Consider the following 22,055-nt stretch of genomic DNA (forward strand, 5'->3'; position numbering starts at 1 on the left):
AAAACCAAAATAACTACAGATGAAAAAAATTACCTTGCTTTTTCTTTTCTTATTCCATCTTGTTCAGGTGTTTGGGCAAGAGGTAACCATCGGAACGGGGACAACTACGATCCGACAACCCTTGAGTAATTGGTATGGTTTTGAACGCTCAGCGGCACTCTATACCGCTGCAGAAATAGGTCGTACGGGCTATATCAACGAGATTGCTTGGTCTATTGGAGCAACCAAACCGACAAGGCCCATTAAAATCTACTTGAAAGCGGTAGATGCAACTTCGCTTGCTGCAGCCAATTGGAATACCTTCATAGAAGGAGCTACGCTGATGTATGATGGCCCATTTACCTCTGCAGGTTTGGGGTTTAACTCTATCGCATTTGATGAATCCTTTCCCTTTTTAGACCGTACCAAAAGCTTATTGGTTCTAGTAGAGGCAAATGCTGGGGGCAGTGGAAATGGAGATGGAGTCGATGGAGTTAGAATCGCAGCTACAGCTATTGCAGCGATGCATTTTACAGCTTCTCGAGATAATGCTATTCCGACAGACTATCTAAGTTCGAGTTCGAATAGACCCAATGTTAAACTGACTTTTGGCGAACAAGTGACCTGTTTTGCTCCCACAAACCTGCAAGCCGAATTTATCGGTAGAACCTCCGATGTGCGCTTATCGTGGACTCCCCGTGGAGAAGAACGCGCTTGGGAAGTATACACAACTGTGCAAGGACAAGCAGCTCCTTCCGATACGACAAGAGGAATCCTGGTAGAAAATACACCAACACTCGTAGTGGAAGAGGTAGAAGAAGGGGCCTTTTTTGAATTTTATGTCCGAGCGATTTGTCAAGATGAATCAGGGCAAACCAAAACGAAGTGGAGAGGCCCCTTGCCGTATTCTTACTTCATCCCTCCGATGTGTGCTAATTTAGATGGTGGAGTAGAAGGATTGCCTCCTTCAGCAACAGATACCTATTACATATGCGAAGAAGGGCCTGTAACTCATCGATTAGCGGTTCAATATGTGGACATTAAAAAAACAGATAAGTATCGCGTCGAAGCTATTGACTACAATCCTCCTTTTCCTTTTTTTGGAGGAAATGGGATTGCCTTAACAGCAGATGATATTTGGTCGGATATCATTCATCTAGGCTTTGATTTTTGTTTTTATGACAAGCAATACAACAAAGCACTAGTCTCTACTAATGGAGCACTTTCATTTAGTATTAAAAATGAAGTGCCTGGGGGGATGTATACACCCAATACATTTAGTGCATGGCAATTCAATCAAGCGCTTCCTTCTTTACCGACAGGAACTTTATCGGGGCCTTTTGTTCAAGCTGTATTTGGCGTATATCAAGATTTGTATCCCGCTACTTCTCCAGAAGACTATTCATTTAATTACCAGGTTTTGGGTACATACCCTTGTCGAGCGTTGGTAGTCAATATGTATCATATGGGGTTGTTTAATGTGCCCTTTAACCCAAATGATATTGAGGGGAGTACACAAACTTCCCAAATCGTTTTATATGAAGGAACAAATATCATTGATGTCTACGTTAAAAATAGACCCGTCAATCGCAATCACAATAGCGGAAATGGACTGATTGGAATCCAAGGAGGAACAAGAACACAATTTCAAGTACCTCCAGGGCGTAATACAGGAACATGGACCACCACAAATGAAGCGTGGCGTTTCATTCCCGACGGAGAATCATCAGTCAACTTTCAATGGTATAAAAATGGCATGCCGTTTTCAAGAGAAGAAGTCATCGATGTAGTCATTACCGAAGACGTTAATTATACGGCTATAGCGATTTATCAAAATTGTGAAGGAGAAGAATTTGTTATGGAACGTTCATTCCATTTCGTAAAAGATGATTTTCAAGTGAATGATCTACCAAATTATGTTGTTTGTGGGAGTGTAAAAGATCCACAAGGGCAAGTAAGTATAAATATCGCTGAGCATAAAGATCGTATTTTTGAGGCCTTAGGAGAAGAAAGTACACGTAAGTATGCGATTGCGTATTATGAAGATGAGGCACTTACCCAAGAGATGCCCGATAGCATTGAAGTAAAACGCAGTACGACGGTTTATGTTAAGGTGACGAATTTAAAAACAAAATGTGTCAAGGTGGGAACATTTGAAGCGATTCGAACAGCTCCTATTCAAGTAACCAAATTAAATGCCGTGCAGGCTTGCGAAAGCTATGTACTACCTGAATTAAAAGAAGGAGAGGGGTATTATGCAGAAGAAGAGGGACAAGGAACTCGCTACCAACCAGGGGAGGTTTATACCGTTAAAGGCGACTCAACGCTTTACATCTATAAAGTAGGGGAGCGCGGCTGTGATGGAGAAAGTTCCTTCCAACTCACCATCTATGAACCTATTGTAGCCGATCGCTTGCATCATCAAGTAGTATATTGTGCAAATTACGTGCTTCCTTCCTTATCTCCAGGTAATTCATATCATACCGAGCCTCAGGGAAAAGGAGTAGAATTAAAAGAAGGAGAGGTGATCATAGAACCCACTACGTTGTATATCTATGCCAAACGAGGAGGGAGCAATACGTTTTGTTGGGATGAAAGTAGTTTTACCATTAGTTTTCAAGATTGCCCTATCCCAAGAGGGATTTCACCCAATGGAGACGGACTGAATGATACGCTCGATTTGAGCGAATATGGCATTGCAAAAATTCAGATTTTTAACCGCAGTGGAACAGAAGTATATACCCATGGTCTAGGCTATACCAACCAATGGGAAGGACAAGACAAATCAGGGAATAAATTACCTGCAGGTACGTACTATTATGTATTAGTTTCCCATGGAAAATTGAGAACAGGTTGGATTCAATTGAATTATTAATTGGGTTAATGGTTAATGGTTAATGGTTAATGGTTAATGGTTAATGGTTAATGGTTAATGGTTAAGAAGATATGCTGAAATTAAAAAGCCAATCCTATCTCAAGGATTGGCTCTCTTTCCATTTTTTAGCTTTCTTTTTAAAGGTGTTTTTTGCTTTTAAGTAAATTGGTTTTCTATTATCTGCTAAGAAAAAGATTATCTTTTAACTTATATGATAGGTAGGTTGCTTTTTTGTTTTTTGTGAGGTCGTAAGATTTAACGATTAAAGAGAATTTGCAAAAAAGCCTCTCACAAAAAAGCAAAAAACTTCTTACAACAGACCTCACAAACCAGAAACTGGAGAGAGGAAAAGGGAGAGAAGTAAATTTTCTAATTAAAATAGAGTTCCTTCTTTAATCGACAAAATCCACGATTTCACAAACAACACCCCTCATCCAATAAAAAAGCTTGAGTTTTAAACTCAAGCTTTTTTTATCTATACTGTATTTTGAATATTCCTAGAATCAAATGAATGACAATTCGTTTTTAGGACTCGATCAAAAATTTCTTAAAGTCTGCAAAGTTCAACGGATGAACGCCATGGCCTACAGGGTACTCTTTGTATTGGTGTTTAACGTGTAGGGCATCCAAAATAGGCGATGTTTTTCTAGCCCATTCAACCGGGATGACCTGATCTACCGTACCATGAGAGGCAAATAAGCGCAGCTGGCTGAAATCGTGTTGTTCAAATCCAGGTGTGATGATATTAGCATTGAAGTAACCACTTAGCGCAACCACTTTATTGATTTTTTCTGGATAAGATAAAGCAATCGCATAGCTTAAAATAGCTCCTTGACTAAATCCAACTAAGTTGATATTGTTTGAATCAATCGCGTATTTTGCTGTTAATTCATCGATGAATTTTACGATTAAATCGCGGGATTCAATTGCTTGTTGATCATCAGAAAATTTATTAGCATCAGCATCAAAGTGAATCGCATACCAAGCATATCCATACGGTGGAACAGGGTAGGGCGCTTGAGCAGATACAATATAATAGTCTTCAGGCAGTTCACTTGCAAATGAAAATAAATCCTCCTCATTGCTACCATAACCATGAAGCAATAGAATTAAAGGATTTTTATCCTTTTTTACTTTAGGTTCTTGAATCAAGTAATTGATTGATAACGATGTTTCCATATTTATGCAGATAATTTGTCAAACCATTTTTGAAAATAACCCCCTATTCCAGGTAGTACACGTACATCGCCTTGAATAGAACCTAAAAAGCTATAGAACCACAAGACAACAAAACAAAGATAAAAGGGAACTGTTGCAATTAGGGAGTCCACATTGGATACAAAATACCCAAAAACATAAAACATCAAATGCAATCCAAATGTTTGCTTGATGTAGAATCCAGCGTATTTGTTCTTCGGCTCAATATTCATAAAGATGACAATCATACACCCTAAAATAGTAAGGTGTGAGGCAAGTGCCATATTCTTTCCGCTTTCAATTTCTTTGGCCGTAAAAGTTTTAATCATAATACTTGAGTAATATAAGTTGTTTTTTTAGTTCAACTAAAAATTAAATGTTTGCTTGTCAAGGCGAATAGCACCATATACTGTTCCTTGCATTGCTGTTCCTAAAAACGCTGAGTTTTTAGATTTTGACAGGATGTTTTCCTTTTCGAACGTCCAGGTACCTTCCGTAGAGAATAAGCTAAGGTTGGCCTCATTTCCTTCTTGGATACTAGCCATTGGTACGCCATAAATAGCGCGGCCTGCTGTTAATTTTTGAATGATAATCTCAATAGGCAACACGGTATTCAAGGCTCCAAAAGCAGATTCCAATCCAATAGTTCCTGACGTAGCCAAATCAAATTCCAGCTTTTTATGCTCAATATCTAATGGGGTGTGATCTGTAGTAATACAGTCGATTGTATGGTCTAATACACCCTGTAATAACGCTTGTCTTGTTGCCTCATCTCGCAAAGGAGGAGATACTTTATGACGGCTATCAAATGCTGTTAATTTAGCATCCGTTAATACCAATTGATGTACTGTTACACTACAAGTAACCTGTAGTCCTTTTGCTTTAGCTTCTCGGATTAGTTCCACTGATTTAGCAGTTGAAATAGTTGGAATATGCATTTTTCCACCAGTGTATTCCAACAAGAATAAATTACGTGCTACTTGCAACTCCTCAGCTAAAGGAGGAATTCCTTTTAAACCTAAGGTAGTACTCGTTACTCCTTCGTGTGCTACTCCTTTTCCTTTGATACTCTTATCTTGAGAAAAGGCAAGAATTAATCCATCAAAATCCTGTACATATTGCAACGCAATCTTTAAGACGTTTGCATTGTCAATCGCTTTTTTATAATCGCCGAATGCTACAGTACCAGCGTTTTTCATATCGTATAATTCTGCTAGATCCGTTCCTTCACTTTTTACTGTTAGTGCACCAATCGGGAAAGCTTCCGTTGTTTGTCCGAATGCCTTTTGCTTGATAAAACTCACAATACTTTGATTGTCTGTGATTGGGTTGTTGTTGGATTCAATAGCCACTTGTGTAAAACCACTTTTTGCAGCGACCTCTAAACCATGAACCAAGGTTTCTCTCTCTTCATATCCTGGTTCACCAAAGGAAACAGAAGTATCAAACCAACCTGGAGAAACACATAAATGATCCAATTGAACAACAGTAGCATCAGTATCTGTAATTGAAGCTCCTATTTTTTCAATTTTTCCCTGTTTTACGTGTATATCCACAACTTGATTGTTGAAAGGACTTGTTGAATCTATGACTTTTGCAGATTTTAAAATGATATTCATTTTAGTGCGAGAATTAAAATTAGTTATGTGTAGTTATTGCGTACAAAAATACTTTTTATTTTTTGGTTTTGCGAGGAAGTATCCGAAGAAAAGAACAAAAAAAATACACCCCTTATCTGGATGTATTATTTTGTTTTTTCACTAATATTTTCGAATTCTCAAAACATTCATTTAACGCTTGATAAATTTGAAAATCAGTAGCCGTATAAATGAAGCGATCTGATTGGTTGCAGTTTTTTAGTGTTTTTATGATATCTTCTTGTGTGATACCCAATAAACCACAAACAATTTCACGGTCATAGCGTGTTTGCATCAAGGCAATCATGTTTTGATCCTCTCGGATGTCCTCAATCTTTTTCAGTTCTTTGGCTTTTCCTTTGAATAAGTTGTATACCGCATCTACAGGGCTAAAGTAGCTACCTACCGCAATGTTATATGTTGGCATACTTGTGCGTCTGTAAAAGTCAACCTGTAGCTTATCATTGAGCTCAATTAATTTGGTATCGACTTCTAGAATTCCAGTTAAGTCGTATTTCTTTATGAAGATTTCAGCTAATTCAATAGACTGCTCTGTCAGGTACAGTTTAAGATTATCGTTGTTCAACCAGTCATTGGTTACCTTTAGTTTGATTGGTAAATAACCAGGGAACGAAAAGTGAATAGAGTCGTTGAGGTTTGCAGCGATAGAGAATGAACCATCCCTTTTGCTGACTGTTCCTTTCACTTGGGTGATATTAATCACGTTGACATCATCAACTGGTAAAAGAGATTTGTCGTTGTAGATTGTACCTTTCACTTGTGAAGTCTGACTCCATGCCGCGAAAGAGATTAGGCATGTAAATAAAAAAACTGTAAAATTTCTCATCATTTTTAAAATTGCTTAAAAATAGTGGATATTTTACAGTTTTATATCTTATTTGAAAAAAATTAACAGATTAACTTCTTCTTGGACGTCTTGGTGCGTTGTTGTCACCACTTCTTCTAGAAGAACTTCTCTCATTACGAGGTGCTCTGTCGTTTCTGTTTCCTCTGTCACCGCGATCATTTCTGTCGCTGCGATCATTAGAACGTCCTCCACGGTCAGAACGGTTGCTCGTTGAACGATCACCACCTCTTCTGTCACCTCTGTCGTTTCGATCCCCGCGATCTCTACGCTCAGAACGGAAACCTCCATCTCCGCCACGTCCACCGCCTCCGCGTCTGTTGTGGTCTCTTCTACCAGCGTTTCTACCGCCGTCATTATTCGAGATTTCAACATTTACTCGGCGATCTTGGTACGTTTCGTTGTTTAAGATCGTCATAATCTTATCCGCATGCTCAGCATCTGTATTAAAGAAAGAGAATCCTTCTTTTACATCTACTTTGAATAAGTCATCACGTCCTAATTCTAAGGTATCACGCAAGTAATCTTTCAAGCTCATCCAGTCGAAACCGTCTTTTGCTCCTAAGTTTAAGAAGAAACGAACTGCTCCATCTGTAGGAACCTCTTTAGAAGATCTTCCTGTTGAACCTACATTAGTTAAGCTATTACCTGATTTTTGGTAGTATTCTAATAAGTGGTTAAACTCAACAGACACTACTTTTTTGATTAATTCTTCCGTTGTTAAATCTTCCAATAACTCCATGATAGAAGGTAAGAAAGTATCAATTTCAGAACTAACCGCTACATTTTTGATACGATTAGCAATGTGGTACAACTGAATTTCGCAGATTTCTATTCCAGAAGGAATTGGTTTCTCTTCGAATTTCGTTTTCATGATGCGTTCGATTTGAGAAATCTTACGAGCCTCACTTTTCGTGATAATCACCATAGAAACCCCTGATTTTCCAGCACGTCCTGTACGACCACTACGGTGTGTGTACGTTTCGATTTCATCCGGAAGTTGGTAGTTTACTACGTGCGTAATATCATCCACGTCAATTCCACGTGCAGCAACGTCAGTTGCTACTAACATTTGAATTTGCTTTCCTCTAAACGCTTTCATTACCGAATCACGTTGTGCTTGCGATAAATCACCGTGTAAAGCTGCTGCGTTATAACCGTCTTCGATTAATTTTTCAGCAATCGCTTGTGTATCTCTCTTTGTTCTACAGAAGATTACAGAGAAGATATTTGGATTAGCATCTGCTAAACGTTTTAACGCTAAATAGCGGTCTCTTGCAGAAACTACATAATACTCGTGACTAACATTAGTAGAACCTTGATTTTTATGTCCAACTGTAATCTCAGCAGGATTAGACATAAATTCTCTTGCGATGCTTGCTACTTCAGCAGGCATGGTTGCAGAGAATAACCAAGTACTTTTGTCTTCTGGTGTGTCAGCTAAAATAGAGGTGATGTCCTCATAAAACCCCATATTCAACATTTCATCTGCCTCATCTAACACACAGTACTCAATATGTTTGATGTCAACCATTCCGCGGTTAATCATATCTTGCATTCTACCTGGAGTAGCTACAATGATGTGTGCACCACGTTTGATTTCTCTTGCTTGCTCTGTAATACTCGCCCCACCGTATACAGCTACTGTATGAAGTCCTTTTACGTACTTAGAGTATTGTTTGATTTCATTTGCAATTTGCAAGCATAACTCACGCGTTGGTGATAAAATCAACGCTTGAGTGTGTTTTTTAGACAGGTCAATTTTCTGAATAAGCGGAAAACCAAATGCTGCGGTTTTCCCAGTCCCTGTTTGGGCTAACGCAACAATATCGGTATTTTTTTCTAATAATAAAGGAATTGCTTTTTCTTGGATTTCTGAGGGATTCTCAAATCCCAAATCATTAATTGCAGATACTAGCAATTCATTTAGACCTAATAGTTCGAAATTGTTCATATAAAATTTAAAAATAGCCACAAAGGTACTACTATTCTTTTATAAAATAGGGATTTATATCTATAAAAAAAATAAAAATAATGATTTATGCCGTTAGAATTAGAATTATTTTCATTTTATAACGTAAAAGCAAGGAAAGATTGTGAATTATTAAATCCTATACCTGAAATTCCATTGTGCAAAGTGAAAGATGTACCAAATGAAATCAGAAGTTCCCCTATTGGATATAAGATGTTTGTGCATCGAAAAAATAAAAGAAGAAGGAATAATTAAAGTTGAAAGAAAAACTTCATTTTTTTACTATTTTCTTAATAGTACTGGTTTTAAAATGGTTGACTGCTTTTTACCCCTAGTATTTTACTAAGTGAGTGGGAGAGCGGCGCGAAAGAAGTAAAAAAAAGAAGAGATGTGTTTTGTTTTTACAAAACTACGTGTAATTTTGTCGTAGAAGTTTGAAAATAATGCACAAAATCTACTTGTGTATGAACATTTTAAGATATCATAAAAATATTAGTGGGGACTAAATATATTATACTGAATTCTTAAAAATATATAAACCCTTTAATAGCCTCAAACTTCTTCTTGCTATTGAAGGGTTTTTTTGTCAAGCCGAAAAGTTGTTTTTCCTTTAATTTATCTGGTAGTCATAGTAATCACCCTGAGGCTACGAAGGGTCGCATCCAGTGCTCACACCATAACTGTACAGAATGACTGGCGTTGAGTAACAAGCGTTGAATAACAAAGGTTGAATAACAAAGGTTGAGTAACAGATGCGACCCCTCCTGCGTCGGCGTGACATACTGGGTGGCATGACTAGCGTTGAGAACTGTACAGAATGAAAAGCGTTGACTATCCCTCGTATTTCCATTCAGTTTATCACCCACAGTATGTCACCCACAGTATGTCACCCTGAGGCTACGAAGGGTCGCATCCAGGGCTCACACCATAACTGTGCGGAATAATAAGCGTTGAGTAACAAAGGTTGAGTAATAAGTATTAACTATCCCTCGTATTTCTATTCAGTATGTTACCTACAGCATGTCACCCTGAGGCTACGAAGGGTCGCATCCAGTGCTCACACCATAACTGGGTGGCATGACTGGCGTTGAGTAACAAGCGTTGAATACCCCTCGTATTTCCATTCGGTTTATCACCCACAGTATGTCACCCTGAGGCTGCGAAGGGTCGCATCCAGGGCTCACACCATAACTGTGCGGAATAATAAGCGTTGAGTAACAAATGCAACTCTTCCTGCGCTAGCGTGACATACCAGACAGAATAATTATACGAATCAATACTAGGATAAAAAAAAACCAACCCTTGTATAGGATTGGCTATTTTTATAGGGTATATTTTCTTCTATTCACTGTAAATCGTAAACTGTCAACCGTAAACCGTTCCCTTTACTTCAACAATTGCTCCATGTTGCGATCGAAGATATTAACGAAAGCCTCTTGAATGCTGCCATCTTTATTTAAGATGATGCTGCGTTGAATCTTCGTAATAATCCATTTATCTTTCATGTCGTTGAAATTGGTACAACGCAATTCGATGAGATTTGGATACTGATAAGGGGTAACTAATTCTTTCCATTCTTGATGTTCTCCATCAATACAAATAGAAATCACCTGAATGTGTGGAAGTTTTTCTAGCAACTCTAAGGCTCTTTTATGACTAGCTTCCGCATGTGCTGCGCCGTTTTTTGTCCAAACGAACATCAGTGTTTTTTTGTGGATTAACTTCTTAAAATCGACAGGTTTCTCGTCTAAGTCAACTAAATCAACTTTTGGTAAGCGGTTTTCGTATTTTAGATTTTGAACAGCAGTCTGAATCTTTATAATCTCTTGGTGTTGCGTAGTGTCCGTAGAGAGTTTAAAGTAGGCGTCAAAAAATTTATCGTTGTTGTTTAGATTTTGGTCTTCCAATAAGTAAATCAGTGCAATATTGTCTAAAATTGTATTTTTTACCTTTTCATTGCGAATTAAGGTATCTACAACATTGAGTTTGGTGATGTTTTTATCGAATTTTGTTTGACTGTCAAAATCAATATCGGATTCATCGCTAATTGAACTTAACATGATAGCCAAGTATTTGGTAAAGGATGAATAGCGAATGAGTTTTTCGTTGTTAAAATCTACCTTATTACGGAAAGCATAGTAATCCGCTGGTAGTTGTTCGCGAATATCCTCTTTGGTGCGCACGTAGTGAGCAATAGGATAAATTTCTTTTTGACTGTAAAAATGAAGGTCTAATTTCGTTTTGGCGTATACGTCAAATTCTGGTCCCCAGCCAATGATTGCCTTGCTCTTTAAGTAATTGGTTGTACGAGCGGCATGCGTCGAATCTATAAAACGTATAAATCGATCTACACCGACATCGTAATTCTCATAGCGAGTTGATTCGTCTACTAAATTCTTCACCGTTAAGTTCATAAGATAGTTGTTCTTTTCAGAACCTCGACCAGAGAAGATAATAGAATGATCAAAATCTCTAGCGTTTAAACGCAGGTGTAAACTGTCGTTTTTATCAAAGTACACGTATTGAAATTCAGGATTGATTCTATAGATGTACATGCCTGGGCTAAGCGAATCAAATTTCTTCTCAAAGCGATTGTTTTCATCGAGATAGATGGTGTCTAACAAGTCGTTATCTTTGAAAAATAAAATATAATTGCTCGTTGGGTTTTGTATTTCGCCACTGAAATAGGCCGAGTAATCCGTTGCTTCAAATTTCTTCTGACAAGAAAATAGCAACGTGATTAAAGGCAATAAACCATAGCGTATACTGGTATGTAAAAAGTTACTACACATTGTTTGGGGAATAATGCTAGTTAAAAATTGACGTCGAAAGCAAAAGTAAGTTTTACGATTATTTAAAATTGTTAATATATGGTTAAAATAAGTAATTCAAAATTGAAATAAATAAGAGGGATTAAATCTCATATATATTTAGTAATTTTGCACAAATTAAATCAAACGAGAAATAATGTTAACAGTTTCAAATCTGTCAGTTCAGTTCGGTAAACGAATTTTATTTGATGAAGTAAATGTAACCTTTACACAAGGTAATTGCTATGGAATTATCGGTGCAAATGGTGCTGGTAAATCAACGTTTTTGAAAATTTTATCTGGAGAATTTGATCCAACATCTGGACACGTTATTCTAGAGCCGGGCAAACGTATGTCGGTTTTAAATCAGAACCACAATATGTTTGACGAAAATACCGTATTAGAAACGGTAGTAATGGGAAATAAAGACCTGTTTGCGGTAAAGAAAGAAATGGATGAGCTGTATTTGAACTATACAGATGAGAATGCGGACCGTATTGGGGAGCTTCAAATTCGTTTCGATGAGATGAATGGATGGAATGCAGAATCTGATGCAGCTACCATGTTGTCTAACTTGGGAATTTCTGAGGAATTTCACTATACCTTAATGGCAGAAATGGATGCTAAATTAAAAGTACGTGTGTTATTAGCACAAGCTTTATTTGGTAACCCAGACGTGTTGATTATGGATGAGCCTACCAACGACTTGGATTTTGAAACCATTGGTTGGTTAGAAAACTTCTTGGCAAACTACGAAAATACAGTATTAGTGGTTTCTCACGACCGTCACTTCTTAGATGCGGTTTGTACGCACGTTTCAGATATTGACTTCGGAAAAATTACACACTATTCAGGTAACTATACGTTCTGGTATGAGTCAAGCCAATTAGCAGCGAAACAAAGAGCACAGCAAAATAAGAAAGCAGAAGAGAAAAAAGCCGAATTAGAAGAGTTTATCCGTCGTTTTAGTGCGAACGTTGCCAAGTCAAAACAAGCAACTTCTCGTAAAAAGATGATTGATAAATTAAAATTAGATGATATTAAACCTTCTTCTCGTCGCTATCCAGCAATTATCTTCGACCAAGATAGAGAAGCAGGAGATCAAATCTTGAATATCACAGGATTGGCTAGTTCAATTGACGGAGAAGTTTTATTTAAAGATGTTGACTTAAACGTAGTTAAAGGAGATAAAATTGTTGTTATCTCTCGTGACTCACGTGCAACAACTGCTTTTTATGAAATTATCAACGAAAATCGTGCGGCAGATGCAGGAAAAGTAGAGTGGGGAATTACAACTTCTCAATCTTATTTACCAGCTGATAACCATGCCTTTTTTGAAAATGACCTGACTTTAGTAGATTGGTTACGTCAATGGGCTAAAACAGAAGAAGAAAGAGACGAAGTATATGTACGTGGTTTCTTAGGGAAAATGATCTTCTCAGGTGAAGAAGCATTGAAAACAGGTCGAGTATTATCAGGAGGAGAGAAAGTGCGTTGTATGTTGTCTCGCATGATGATGTTAAGAGCTAACGTATTAATGTTAGACGAACCAACAAACCACTTAGACTTAGAGTCGATTACAGCATTCAATAACTCATTAAAAGGGTTTAAAGGAACTGTATTGTTCACGACACATGATAAGGAATTTGCTCAAACTGTAGGAACACGCATCTTGGAATTAACGCCAAATGGAGTAATTGATCGTTATATGACGTTTGAAGATTACTTAGATGATCCAAAAGTAAAAGAATTAAGAGATAAGATGTATAAGTAACAGTTGACGGTTTACAGTTTACGGTAGATTATCATGATAAAAAAACCATTCCTTTATAGGGGTGGTTTTTTTGTATTGTATTTTCGCTTTTTGTTGGGGGGTGAGAGGGTGAGGCGGTGAGTTTGCGAAGTCGTGGGTTTTATCGATTAAAGAAGGGACTCTGTTTTAATTAGAAAATTCTCTCCCTTCTCCCATTTCTCCTCTCTCTTCACCAATAAAAAAAGCCAGTCAACATACATTGACTGGCTTTTTTTTAAGATTATTTACGGTAAGTCGTAAGTAGAGAATCGTTAATTATCTAACTCTTCTAACTTCAACTGCGTTTAATCCTTTTTTACCTTTTTCAACTTCGTAAGTAACTACATCGTTTTCACGAATGCGGTCAACTAAACCTGAAGTGTGAACGAAAATATCTGCTCCGTTATCGTCTGGTGTGATAAAACCAAATCCTTTAGTTTCATTAAAAAACTTTACTGTTCCTTGTTGCATAATGTATTAAAATTAATTTATTCTTTTTTAGCGGCGTTTATCGCGCGTATTCCATTTTTACTTTGTTCTAGCTTAAAGCTTATCTTTAATCCCTTTTCTAATGGGACACTTAATTCATTTTGGTGAAGAAAGATGCTTTCTCTTGTTTGAGAATCAATAACAAACGCATATCCTTTATCTGTTACATAGCTGATAATGCCTTCGTGTTCTTCTTGTGTGATCTTTTCGATCTTTACTGCTTCTTTTTTCTCTTGAGCAGCTTGTTCTTCAGGAGTAAGGTGGGTTAATTGTCCCATTTTATCCACGTAAACAAATAAATCCTCTAAATCCTTCCCTTTGTTGTTGTTTTGTTTACGCTCCTCGCGGCGTTTTAATTTTTCGTCTTGCTTTTGTTTTTTCTTTTTGTTGTTTTCTTTCTTAAAAAATGAGTCTGCCATTAATTGAATTATAAGTGAACAAATATTTGCGGTATTCGTTAGTTTGTAAATAGCTATCGTTTGCAAACGATACAGAAGAACACTTGATTATTAAATTAGTAGTCATCATTTAGAACGTTTCTGTGTTTAGAAACGAGCATGTGTTGCAAAGTTGTTTTGAAAAACCTACTTACTACGAATGAAAATAAAAAAATATTTATCCTTGGTTGATAAATGCAAAAACAGTAGTAAAGGTTTGAAAAAAATAAACACAGTTTAGAGCTGTGGATGAAATTTACCAGGCTATACAATTTTGTTTAATTGCCAAAATCGAAGCAAAGGTAGAGTTTTTTTAATTAGCAACGGGTTTTTTAGTAAAAAGATTATTCTTTATTTAAGTGTTATTCGATATAAAATAGACGGGGTGTCATAATTTCAGCAGTCGAAGCTTGTTTTTTTTTCATTTTTTCTTGTAAGAATGTGAAAAAAGAGCAGTTTAGTAGAAAAAGGAAACGACATGTTGTACGTTAGATTTCTAGTTTAAAGAAAAGCACCTGTAAAGAAAGCGATCAATATAAATAGGATAGTAGCACAAAGGCCTAAATAAAGAAGAAATTAAATTGGGTGTAAAGGGGATAAAAATGTACCTTTGAAGATAAAATACGGAAGAATAATAATTTTTTTTTAATAAAACCGTTTGATTCAAACGAATACTTCGTTTAGTTGTCAAATTTGAGTATTATGGGGTGTTAAAACGGGTTGTTTCGCTAGCAATGCGTATTGAAAATAGCGATAACTAAGATAAAACAAGCCCTAAGTTCTCCCTTTTTAAGAATGTAATAAATGAAAAAAAATTTAATTGTATTTGGTACTAGACCAGAAGCAATCAAAATGGCTCCTTTGGTAAAGGCGTTTAAAAAAGAAAATCATCAATTTGATACTCGAGTGTGTGTAACAGCTCAGCATAGAGAAATGTTGGATCAAGTATTGGACTTTTTTGATATTGTACCAGAGTATGATTTGAATCTCATGAAGCCCAATCAAAATTTATATAGCCTAACAGGAGATATTATTATGGGATTAAAAGAGGTACTGGAGGACTTTGAACCAGATTATGTTTATGTACATGGGGATACCACCACTACGATGGCCGCGAGTTTGGCTGCTTTTTATAGTGGTGCTAAAGTATGTCATGTGGAAGCAGGATTGCGTACCTATAATAAACGTTCCCCCTTTCCAGAAGAGATGAACAGACAAATTACAGGGAGAATCAGTGATTATCATTTCGCACCAACAGAAGCTTCTCAAGCGAATCTATTGCGTGAGAATATCAATCCACAAGATATTAGTATTACGGGTAATACAGTCATTGATGCCTTATTGGACAGTGTAGAGCGCGTAAAGGAAATCCAAAATGACGAGATTGCACAGTTGAAAGAATGGGTAGATCCAACGAAAAAATTAATCTTAGTAACAGGACATCGACGTGAAAATCACGGCGATGGATTTATTCGTATATGTGAAGCATTAAAAGAAATTGCAATCCATCATGAGGAGGTACAAATTATTTATCCTGTACATTTGAATCCCAATGTGATGAAACCCGTATATGCAATTCTCTCCGATATTGACAACATTAAGCTGATTGATCCTTTAGCTTATCCGTCTTTTGTTTGGTTGATGAATCAAAGCTATTTGATTATTACAGACAGTGGAGGAGTGCAAGAAGAAGCACCCAGTTTGGGTAAACCTGTATTGGTTATGCGCAATACTACCGAACGACCAGAAGCTGTTGAAGCAGGTACAGTAATCTTAGTTGGAACCGATAAACAAAAAATTGTTCAAGAGGCCCATCGTTTACTTACCGATGCAGATTGCTATGCAAAAATGTCTGCCCTGCATAATCCTTATGGCGATGGAAAAGCCTGTCAACGTATTGTTGAGTTTATTGGGAAATTGTAAGGGGTTATGAGTTATGGGTTATGAGTTATGGGTTATGAGTTATGGGTTATGAGTGAAGGGTTATGAGTGAAGGGTTATGAGTGGGTGTAAGCCCCAATACAGAGGATATAAAGAAGGCAAATGGCAATTTGCCTATACAGTAAAACAAAAAAACGACAACTAACATGAGTGCACAAGTAGTAACAATAGGACTAGGATATATAGGATTGCCAACATCGGCTTTAATTGCACAGAATAAAATACACGTACATGGAGTAGATATTTCTCAACATGTAGTAGATACTATTAATGCAGGTAAAATACACATTGTAGAGCCAGATTTAGATCAGGCTGTTGCACAGGCCGTACAGGCAGGATATTTGAAAGCTGCAACGAAACCTATTCAGGCGAATACCTATTTGGTAGTTGTGCCAACCCCTTTCAAGGGAGGGAATCACGAACCTGATATTTCGTATGTGAAGGCAGCTACTACAGCTATTATTCCTTTGTTAAAAGAAGGGGATTTGTACATTATTGAATCGACCTCTCCTGTAGGAACAACGGAGAAGATGATGGAATATATTTTCACGGAACGCCCAGAATTAGAAGGTAAAATCTATTTAGCCTATTGTCCAGAGCGTGTACTACCAGGCAATGTGATGTATGAATTGGTGCACAATGACCGTGTAATTGGAGGCGTAAATGAAGCTTCAACCCAAAAGGCAATGGCTTTTTATAGCCAATTTGTACAAGGTACATTGCACCCAACCAATGCCCGTACAGCAGAGATGTGCAAGTTGACAGAAAACTCGTCTCGCGATGTGCAAATTGCCTTCGCTAATGAGTTGTCGCTTATCTGTGATAAAGCAGGAATCAACGTATGGGAATTAATCGAATTAGCCAATAAACACCCGCGTGTAAATATTTTACAACCCGGTTGCGGAGTTGGTGGACACTGTATTGCGGTTGATCCGTATTTTATTGTTTCTGAGTTTCCGATGGAATCTAGAATTATTGCCCAAGCAAGAGAAATCAATAATTATAAGTCGTTTTGGTGTGCAGAAAAAGTAAAATCAACACGTTTAGCCTTTGAATTAAAAGAAGGAAGAGAACCATCTATCGCAGTAATGGGATTGGCATTTAAACCGAATATTGATGATTTACGCGAATCCCCAGCCATTTATATTACAGAACGCATTCTACAAGATTCAGGCGATGCAGATTTATATATTGTAGAACCCAATGTAGCAGAACATAAGATATTTAAACTAACAAATTACCAAGAAGCAGTAGCGAAAGCAGATATCCTTGTTTTTCTTGTTGCACATAATGAATTTAAAACACTAGAAATTCCAAGTGATAAAGTTGTACTTGATTTCTGTGGAGTGAAAAAAGATAGTTAAGGGGTGTGAGGAGATGAGACGATGAGGAGGTGAGATGGTGAGGCGATGAGCGAAACTCACAAAGCACAAACTGGAGAGAGGAAAAGGGAAAAGGGAGAGAAGTAAATTTTCGTTTAAAACAGCGTTCCTTTTTTAATTGATAAATCTTACGACTTTACAAAGCACAAAGAGCAAAGTACGAACCTCACAAAAAACAAAAAAAAACGCGAGTATGTCAAACATCTCGCGTTTTTTAATTTGTAGTTTTAGGTTATAGCACTCCCTAAACGCAAAAATTCTTTTTCAAAGTTTTTTAAAACAAATTATAGATTGTAAAATAATGAGCAAAATAGGATGACAGCTGATGGAGGAGTAAAAAAGCATAGACCTTACTAACTATTAGTCATTTACTGTAAATAATTCACCGAAAATTATCTACTATCAACCATCAACTGTTTCCCCTGTACTGTAAACTGTCAACTGTCCACCGTGAACTATAAACCGTTCACCGTCTACTGTGAACCGTAAACCGTAAACCGTCAACCGTTCACCGTCAACCGCATCCTATCTCCATTCAAGTTCACCGTTCTCCAAAACGACAAACGTAAATTCATAATAATTGGTTGTAGTTGATCGTTTATGTTGTCTAACACTTTCACCTACTTTTTTGGCATGAAGTGTTAGAGATTCTCTTATTTTGTTTTCCTTATCCGCTTTGAACGTATAGCGGTGTAAGATAAAATTGTTATATGTTTCATCCGTGTCCTCCGGATATTCCTCCATAACAAGTGTAACCCCTTTCAAGAAATTCTCATTCATTTTGGTGTAATCAACATCCTTTAAGGTAAAGACCCAATCTTTTGACTTGTGGGTAATTTGAGGCAAGCGTTTTATGTTTTGAGAGGCAAGTGTTTCTGTTTTCTCTTGTAGTCCCTCCTTGAGGTCATATACTTGATGATATTCTTCCTCTCCTTCCCAATAATCTACGGCAATAAATTGCAATCTCGTATCCAATGCAGGGGTGTATAAACTCAATTCACTCACTACCTTATCTGAAGGAAATGCTGTTTCAACCGCTGTTTGTAAAGTGGTTGCATTGTTTTCTCCCTGTAGGTGAATAGTTGATGAATCACTTCCACAAGAAACCGCTAACCAAGCGAAAATGGAACCCATTAAAAGAACTGATTTTCTCATTTTTATATTTTTTATTCCTAGCCATTAATCCATTAGTATAGCAGGCTATACTAGCTGTATGATGATTGAAGTAAGGATGTAAACCTGAGAAAAATAGGGGACTAGATAGTTAACATTACAATTATTCTTCTCCTAGGTATACGATGTACTTACACGCCAATCGATCAACTTCTTCTTGGGTGCAAAGGTAAAGGGATAGACCAAAGAAGTAAGCGCTTCTTGATTTTCGTGCCTCTTGAATTAATATTCGTAGGAATTGAGGATTTTTTCGTTTACAGTGGACTAGGAGATGCGTTGAATATAGGCTAGAATCAACTCTTTTTTGCGTTCAGAAACTGGGATGTTGGTATGGTCCACTAATTCCAAGTAGCCTTCTTTGTAATACTTACTGATAAAAGCCGTATTCACTAAATACGATTGATGACAACGGATAAAATCCTCCGGTAACAACAAATCTTCGTATTCTTTCAATACTTTCGATACCATGAGTTTTTCGCCATTTTGCAAGTAAAAAGTAGTATACCCTTTGTCACTTTGTGCATACATAATCGATGCGATGGAAACAATTTGTGTAAAGTGAAACGTTTTTAATGCTAGGCGTTTGGGAGAAGTCGATGACTGCAGGTGATCTATCGCCACTTGCAGCTGTACTTCCTCCACCTTTTGTGTAGATTTTTTTTGGTAACAACGCTCAATGGTCTGCGTAAATTCAATATCATCTACTGGTTTCAGTAAATAGCCCAACGCACCCAGATTCAGTGCTTTAATCGCGTATTGACTATAAGCTGTGATGAAAATCAACTGCAGATTCGGATGGTGAACCTGTTGCAATAATTCAAAACTACAGCCGTCTTTCAATTGGATATCTGCGAGAATTAAATCGGGTTGTAAGGCTTTAATCTCCGGATATGCCTTTGCGATGGTGTCCGAATACCCAACAAGTTGGAGGTAGGGAATATCAACAACTAGGGCTAGGAGGTATTTTAAAATAGCAGCTTCGTCTTCAAGGATGTATACTTTCATAAGTGGAGATTAAGAATAAATAAGCGGTAAGCACAAGATAACTTCTACCCCAGAGGAAGAAGAAGTATCTCGAATTTCACGTAGCTTAAAAAACGGACGCTGTGGCTGATCGTGAAACAAGACATCCAAGCGTTCTTGCGTAATAATTTGGGAAAGCGATTGTTTTTTCGCTGTTTCCGTTGTGGGTTGAAACCCACGGCCATTGTCGCGGATATAGATGAATAATTGTTGATCTCGTTGATCTAGGGTAAGCGTTAGCTCGCCTTGATAATCAATATGTTGAAAACCATGTTCAATCGCATTCTCAATAAAGGGTTGCAACAACATCGGAGGGATGAGTATATCGTCCACAGCTATATCTTCCGTATGAATGCAATAGGTAAATCGATTGCTGTAGCGCATCTGTTGCACCTGAAGGTAATTCTCAACGGCCTGTAAATCGTCCGACAAAGGAACAAAATCACGGCGATTCAGCTCTAAAATATGGCGAATTAACTTGGATAAGGCGATGAGGTAACGATTGGCTACTGCTTTATTCTCTTGGTTGATAAGCCCCTGTAAATTCGCAATAGCATTATAGATAAAATGAGGATTCAACTGCACCTGTAAGATGCGTTGTTCCAACTGCATTTTCTTATTTTGAAGCGCCAAGTGCTTGTTTTTTTCCTGTAGCAAACGCTGGCGATAAAGAATTAAACCATAGGATAAGATCCCAATAATAAAAAAGACAACCAACCAAGTGATCCAACGTTGTTGTTGGAAGTTCTTTTGTTGGAGTTGAAAATTATCTTTTAAGGTAGAGATTTCTACATCCTTTTCCTTTGTTTCGTATTGCAGCTCTAGTTCCTTTAGTTTATTGGCGTTCATTCGCTCTTTTAGGCGCGTAACATGTGCAAAAGAAGAATCTAAGGCAAGTAGGGCTTGTTGATAATCCCCTTTGCGTTTATACACATTGCTCAATCCACCATAGAGAAGGTGTTGTTCTTTAATTTTCATCTGTTGCGCAATGGCAATCCCTTTCTTGTAGTAGAAAATCGCAGAATCCAACTGATTGTTTCGCTCAAAACTAGTCGCTAAGTTGTTGTAAATAACAGGATTGATTTGGTTGATTTGTTCATTCACTTCAACATAACGCTTGCTGCTTTTTAAGGCTTCATCATAGCGGCCAACCAGTGCAAAATAACGTGCTTCCATATCATAATACCGCGCTATAGCAATAGAATCCGTAGAATGCTGCAAGAGGCCTTTCAGTTGAAGTAAAGCCTGATGCGTTTTTGTACTATCCTCTAATTCGGCCGCCAATAAAAAAGAAATATCGTAATAACGAGATTGAATGACGCGATGACCTTGAAATGGATGATGTTCAAAATGCAAGGTGGTATATTCTAAGGCTTGGGGAATATCGCGATGCGTAAAATACGCCTTAGCTAGTAAGTCATACAGCTGATAATCTACAGGAGTAGGGCGTTGTTTCGCACTGTCGAGTTGCGCATAGAGCAAAGCCATAAAGTCTGAAGTCGCCACCCCTTGTTGCGTCAACTGTTGCTGTAGTTTAGTATAGGTAACTAGGCGTTTCCAAGGAAAGTCTAGCGTAGCGTAGTGGGTGAGTGCCGGTGCAAAATAAGCGGCAAAACTGTCTTGTGCTTTTGCATAATAAAAAGGCAATCCTTCTAGGAAACGACCGTAGGGCGAGGAAGTAAAGGCCGTATCCTGTTGATGTAGAAAAGCCGTTATATATTCCTTTCGCGCTAAAGTCGGAATCGTATCTAAACTCAAGTAGAAATCCAAACTTTGTTTAATGCTCTGTTCCGTTGCAGCAGTTGCTCGCCGTGGAGACGATTCAAGCGCTGGCCGTTTTGTACAGCTCAACACCAAAACAAGAACCAACACGAAGAAGTATGTATACCTAAATGAAACCATAAGAAAATAGGAGATTATCCCTAAATCGTTACCCTTTTTTAATCCAAAACAAATGAGGTGATAGCGATAATGTACCACCAGATGTTAAGATGATGCAAACATAATTCATAATTTTTAAAGGAGGAAGAGGTTTTTTTGTGAGGCGGTGAGGGGGTGAGATTGGTGAGGCGGTGAGAGGGTGAGATTGGTGAGAGGGTGAGATTGGTGAGAGGGTAATTCCTTTGTCAGCAGGGCATGCAAATCCACGTCCAGTATGTCACCCCGACGAAGGAGAAATCGAAACGTAGTGAAGATTCATCGAACACCAAAGCCAATATAAAATAGGTGAGATAAATCGCATCTCGCGCTCAAACTGTGCTTCGTGAGGTTTGCTCACCGCCTCACCGCCTCGTAATCCACACCCAGTATGTCACCCCGACGAAGGAGAAATCGAAACGTAGTGAAAATCGAAACGTAGTGAAGATTCATCGAACACCAAAATAAATATAAATTAGGTGAGATATATTCATCGAACACCAAAGCCAATATAAAATAGGTGAGATAAATCGCATCTCGCGCTCACACAACTGTGCTTCGGGATG

At 37.7% G+C, this 22,055-nt stretch carries 16 protein-coding genes; 5 read left to right on the forward strand and 11 right to left on the reverse strand.

All coding sequences use genetic code 11. The features are described from left to right. Positions 1–19 precede the first annotated feature (19 nt). Positions 20–2,854 (forward strand): gliding motility-associated C-terminal domain-containing protein, encoded by a 2,835-nt coding sequence (locus AWV75_RS06260; protein WP_060873572.1) that lies wholly within the window; start codon positions 20–22, stop codon positions 2,852–2,854. Positions 2,855–3,379: 525 nt separating this feature from the next. Here the strand turns inward: AWV75_RS06260 and AWV75_RS06265 are convergent. From AWV75_RS06265 to AWV75_RS06285, 5 genes are all read right to left on the reverse strand, one after another. After that, entirely contained in the window at positions 3,380–4,033 is a 654-nt protein-coding gene (locus tag AWV75_RS06265; RefSeq protein WP_060873573.1) for an alpha/beta hydrolase, read from the reverse strand. Positions 4,034–4,035: 2 nt separating this feature from the next. Further along, entirely contained in the window at positions 4,036–4,380 is a 345-nt protein-coding gene (locus tag AWV75_RS06270; RefSeq protein WP_002991695.1) for a hypothetical protein, read from the reverse strand. 36 nt (positions 4,381–4,416) lie between these two features. Next, positions 4,417–5,670, reverse strand: a complete 1,254-nt coding sequence (locus tag AWV75_RS06275) for a dihydroorotase (RefSeq protein ID WP_060873574.1) — start codon at positions 5,668–5,670, stop codon at positions 4,417–4,419. 112 nt (positions 5,671–5,782) lie between these two features. Continuing rightward, entirely contained in the window at positions 5,783–6,538 is a 756-nt protein-coding gene (locus tag AWV75_RS06280) for a carboxypeptidase-like regulatory domain-containing protein (RefSeq protein WP_060873575.1), read from the reverse strand. Positions 6,539–6,605: 67 nt separating this feature from the next. Then, positions 6,606–8,507, reverse strand: a complete 1,902-nt coding sequence (locus AWV75_RS06285) for a DEAD/DEAH box helicase (protein ID WP_060873576.1) — start codon at positions 8,505–8,507, stop codon at positions 6,606–6,608. 87 nt (positions 8,508–8,594) lie between these two features. Between AWV75_RS06285 and AWV75_RS18445 the strand changes: the two genes are divergently transcribed. Further along, positions 8,595–8,780, forward strand: a complete 186-nt coding sequence (locus tag AWV75_RS18445; protein ID WP_082711046.1) for a hypothetical protein — start codon at positions 8,595–8,597, stop codon at positions 8,778–8,780. A 1,130-nt stretch (positions 8,781–9,910) separates the two neighbouring features. Here AWV75_RS18445 and AWV75_RS06290 read toward each other — a convergent pair. After that, positions 9,911–11,317 (reverse strand): TlpA family protein disulfide reductase, encoded by a 1,407-nt coding sequence (locus tag AWV75_RS06290; protein ID WP_060873577.1) that lies wholly within the window; start codon positions 11,315–11,317, stop codon positions 9,911–9,913. A gap of 175 nt (positions 11,318–11,492) precedes the next feature. On the opposite strand from AWV75_RS06290, the gene AWV75_RS06295 reads away from it, so the two are divergent. Then, positions 11,493–13,109, forward strand: a complete 1,617-nt coding sequence (locus AWV75_RS06295; RefSeq protein WP_002991705.1) for an ABC-F family ATP-binding cassette domain-containing protein — start codon at positions 11,493–11,495, stop codon at positions 13,107–13,109. 294 nt (positions 13,110–13,403) lie between these two features. On the opposite strand, the gene AWV75_RS06300 is transcribed toward AWV75_RS06295, so the two are convergent. Further along, a complete protein-coding gene (locus AWV75_RS06300; RefSeq protein WP_002991706.1) occupies positions 13,404–13,598 on the reverse strand; it encodes a cold-shock protein in 195 nt (64 codons plus the stop codon). A 17-nt stretch (positions 13,599–13,615) separates the two neighbouring features. Continuing rightward, positions 13,616–14,035, reverse strand: a complete 420-nt coding sequence (locus AWV75_RS06305) for a cold-shock protein (protein ID WP_060873578.1) — start codon at positions 14,033–14,035, stop codon at positions 13,616–13,618. Positions 14,036–14,857: 822 nt separating this feature from the next. Between AWV75_RS06305 and wecB the strand changes: the two genes are divergently transcribed. Continuing rightward, complete coding sequence (wecB, locus tag AWV75_RS06310) at positions 14,858–15,976, forward strand: non-hydrolyzing UDP-N-acetylglucosamine 2-epimerase (RefSeq protein WP_060873579.1); 1,119 nt, start codon at positions 14,858–14,860, stop codon at positions 15,974–15,976. A gap of 164 nt (positions 15,977–16,140) precedes the next feature. After that, positions 16,141–17,358, forward strand: coding sequence for a UDP-N-acetyl-D-mannosamine dehydrogenase (gene wecC / locus AWV75_RS06315; RefSeq protein WP_060873580.1), 1,218 nt, complete (start codon positions 16,141–16,143; stop codon positions 17,356–17,358). A gap of 543 nt (positions 17,359–17,901) precedes the next feature. On the opposite strand, the gene AWV75_RS06320 is transcribed toward wecC, so the two are convergent. The 3 genes from AWV75_RS06320 to AWV75_RS06330 all read right to left on the reverse strand — a co-directional run bounded on the left by AWV75_RS06320 (position 17,902) and on the right by AWV75_RS06330 (position 21,474). Then, positions 17,902–18,531, reverse strand: a complete 630-nt coding sequence (locus AWV75_RS06320; protein WP_060873581.1) for a hypothetical protein — start codon at positions 18,529–18,531, stop codon at positions 17,902–17,904. A gap of 282 nt (positions 18,532–18,813) precedes the next feature. Next, a complete protein-coding gene (locus AWV75_RS06325; RefSeq protein ID WP_060873582.1) occupies positions 18,814–19,554 on the reverse strand; it encodes a LytR/AlgR family response regulator transcription factor in 741 nt (246 codons plus the stop codon). 9 nt (positions 19,555–19,563) lie between these two features. Beyond that, a complete protein-coding gene (locus AWV75_RS06330; protein ID WP_060873583.1) occupies positions 19,564–21,474 on the reverse strand; it encodes a histidine kinase in 1,911 nt (636 codons plus the stop codon). Positions 21,475–22,055 lie beyond the last annotated feature (581 nt).

The organism is Myroides odoratus (assembly GCF_001549985.1).
Lineage (GTDB): Bacteria > Bacteroidota > Bacteroidia > Flavobacteriales > Flavobacteriaceae > Flavobacterium > Flavobacterium odoratum_A.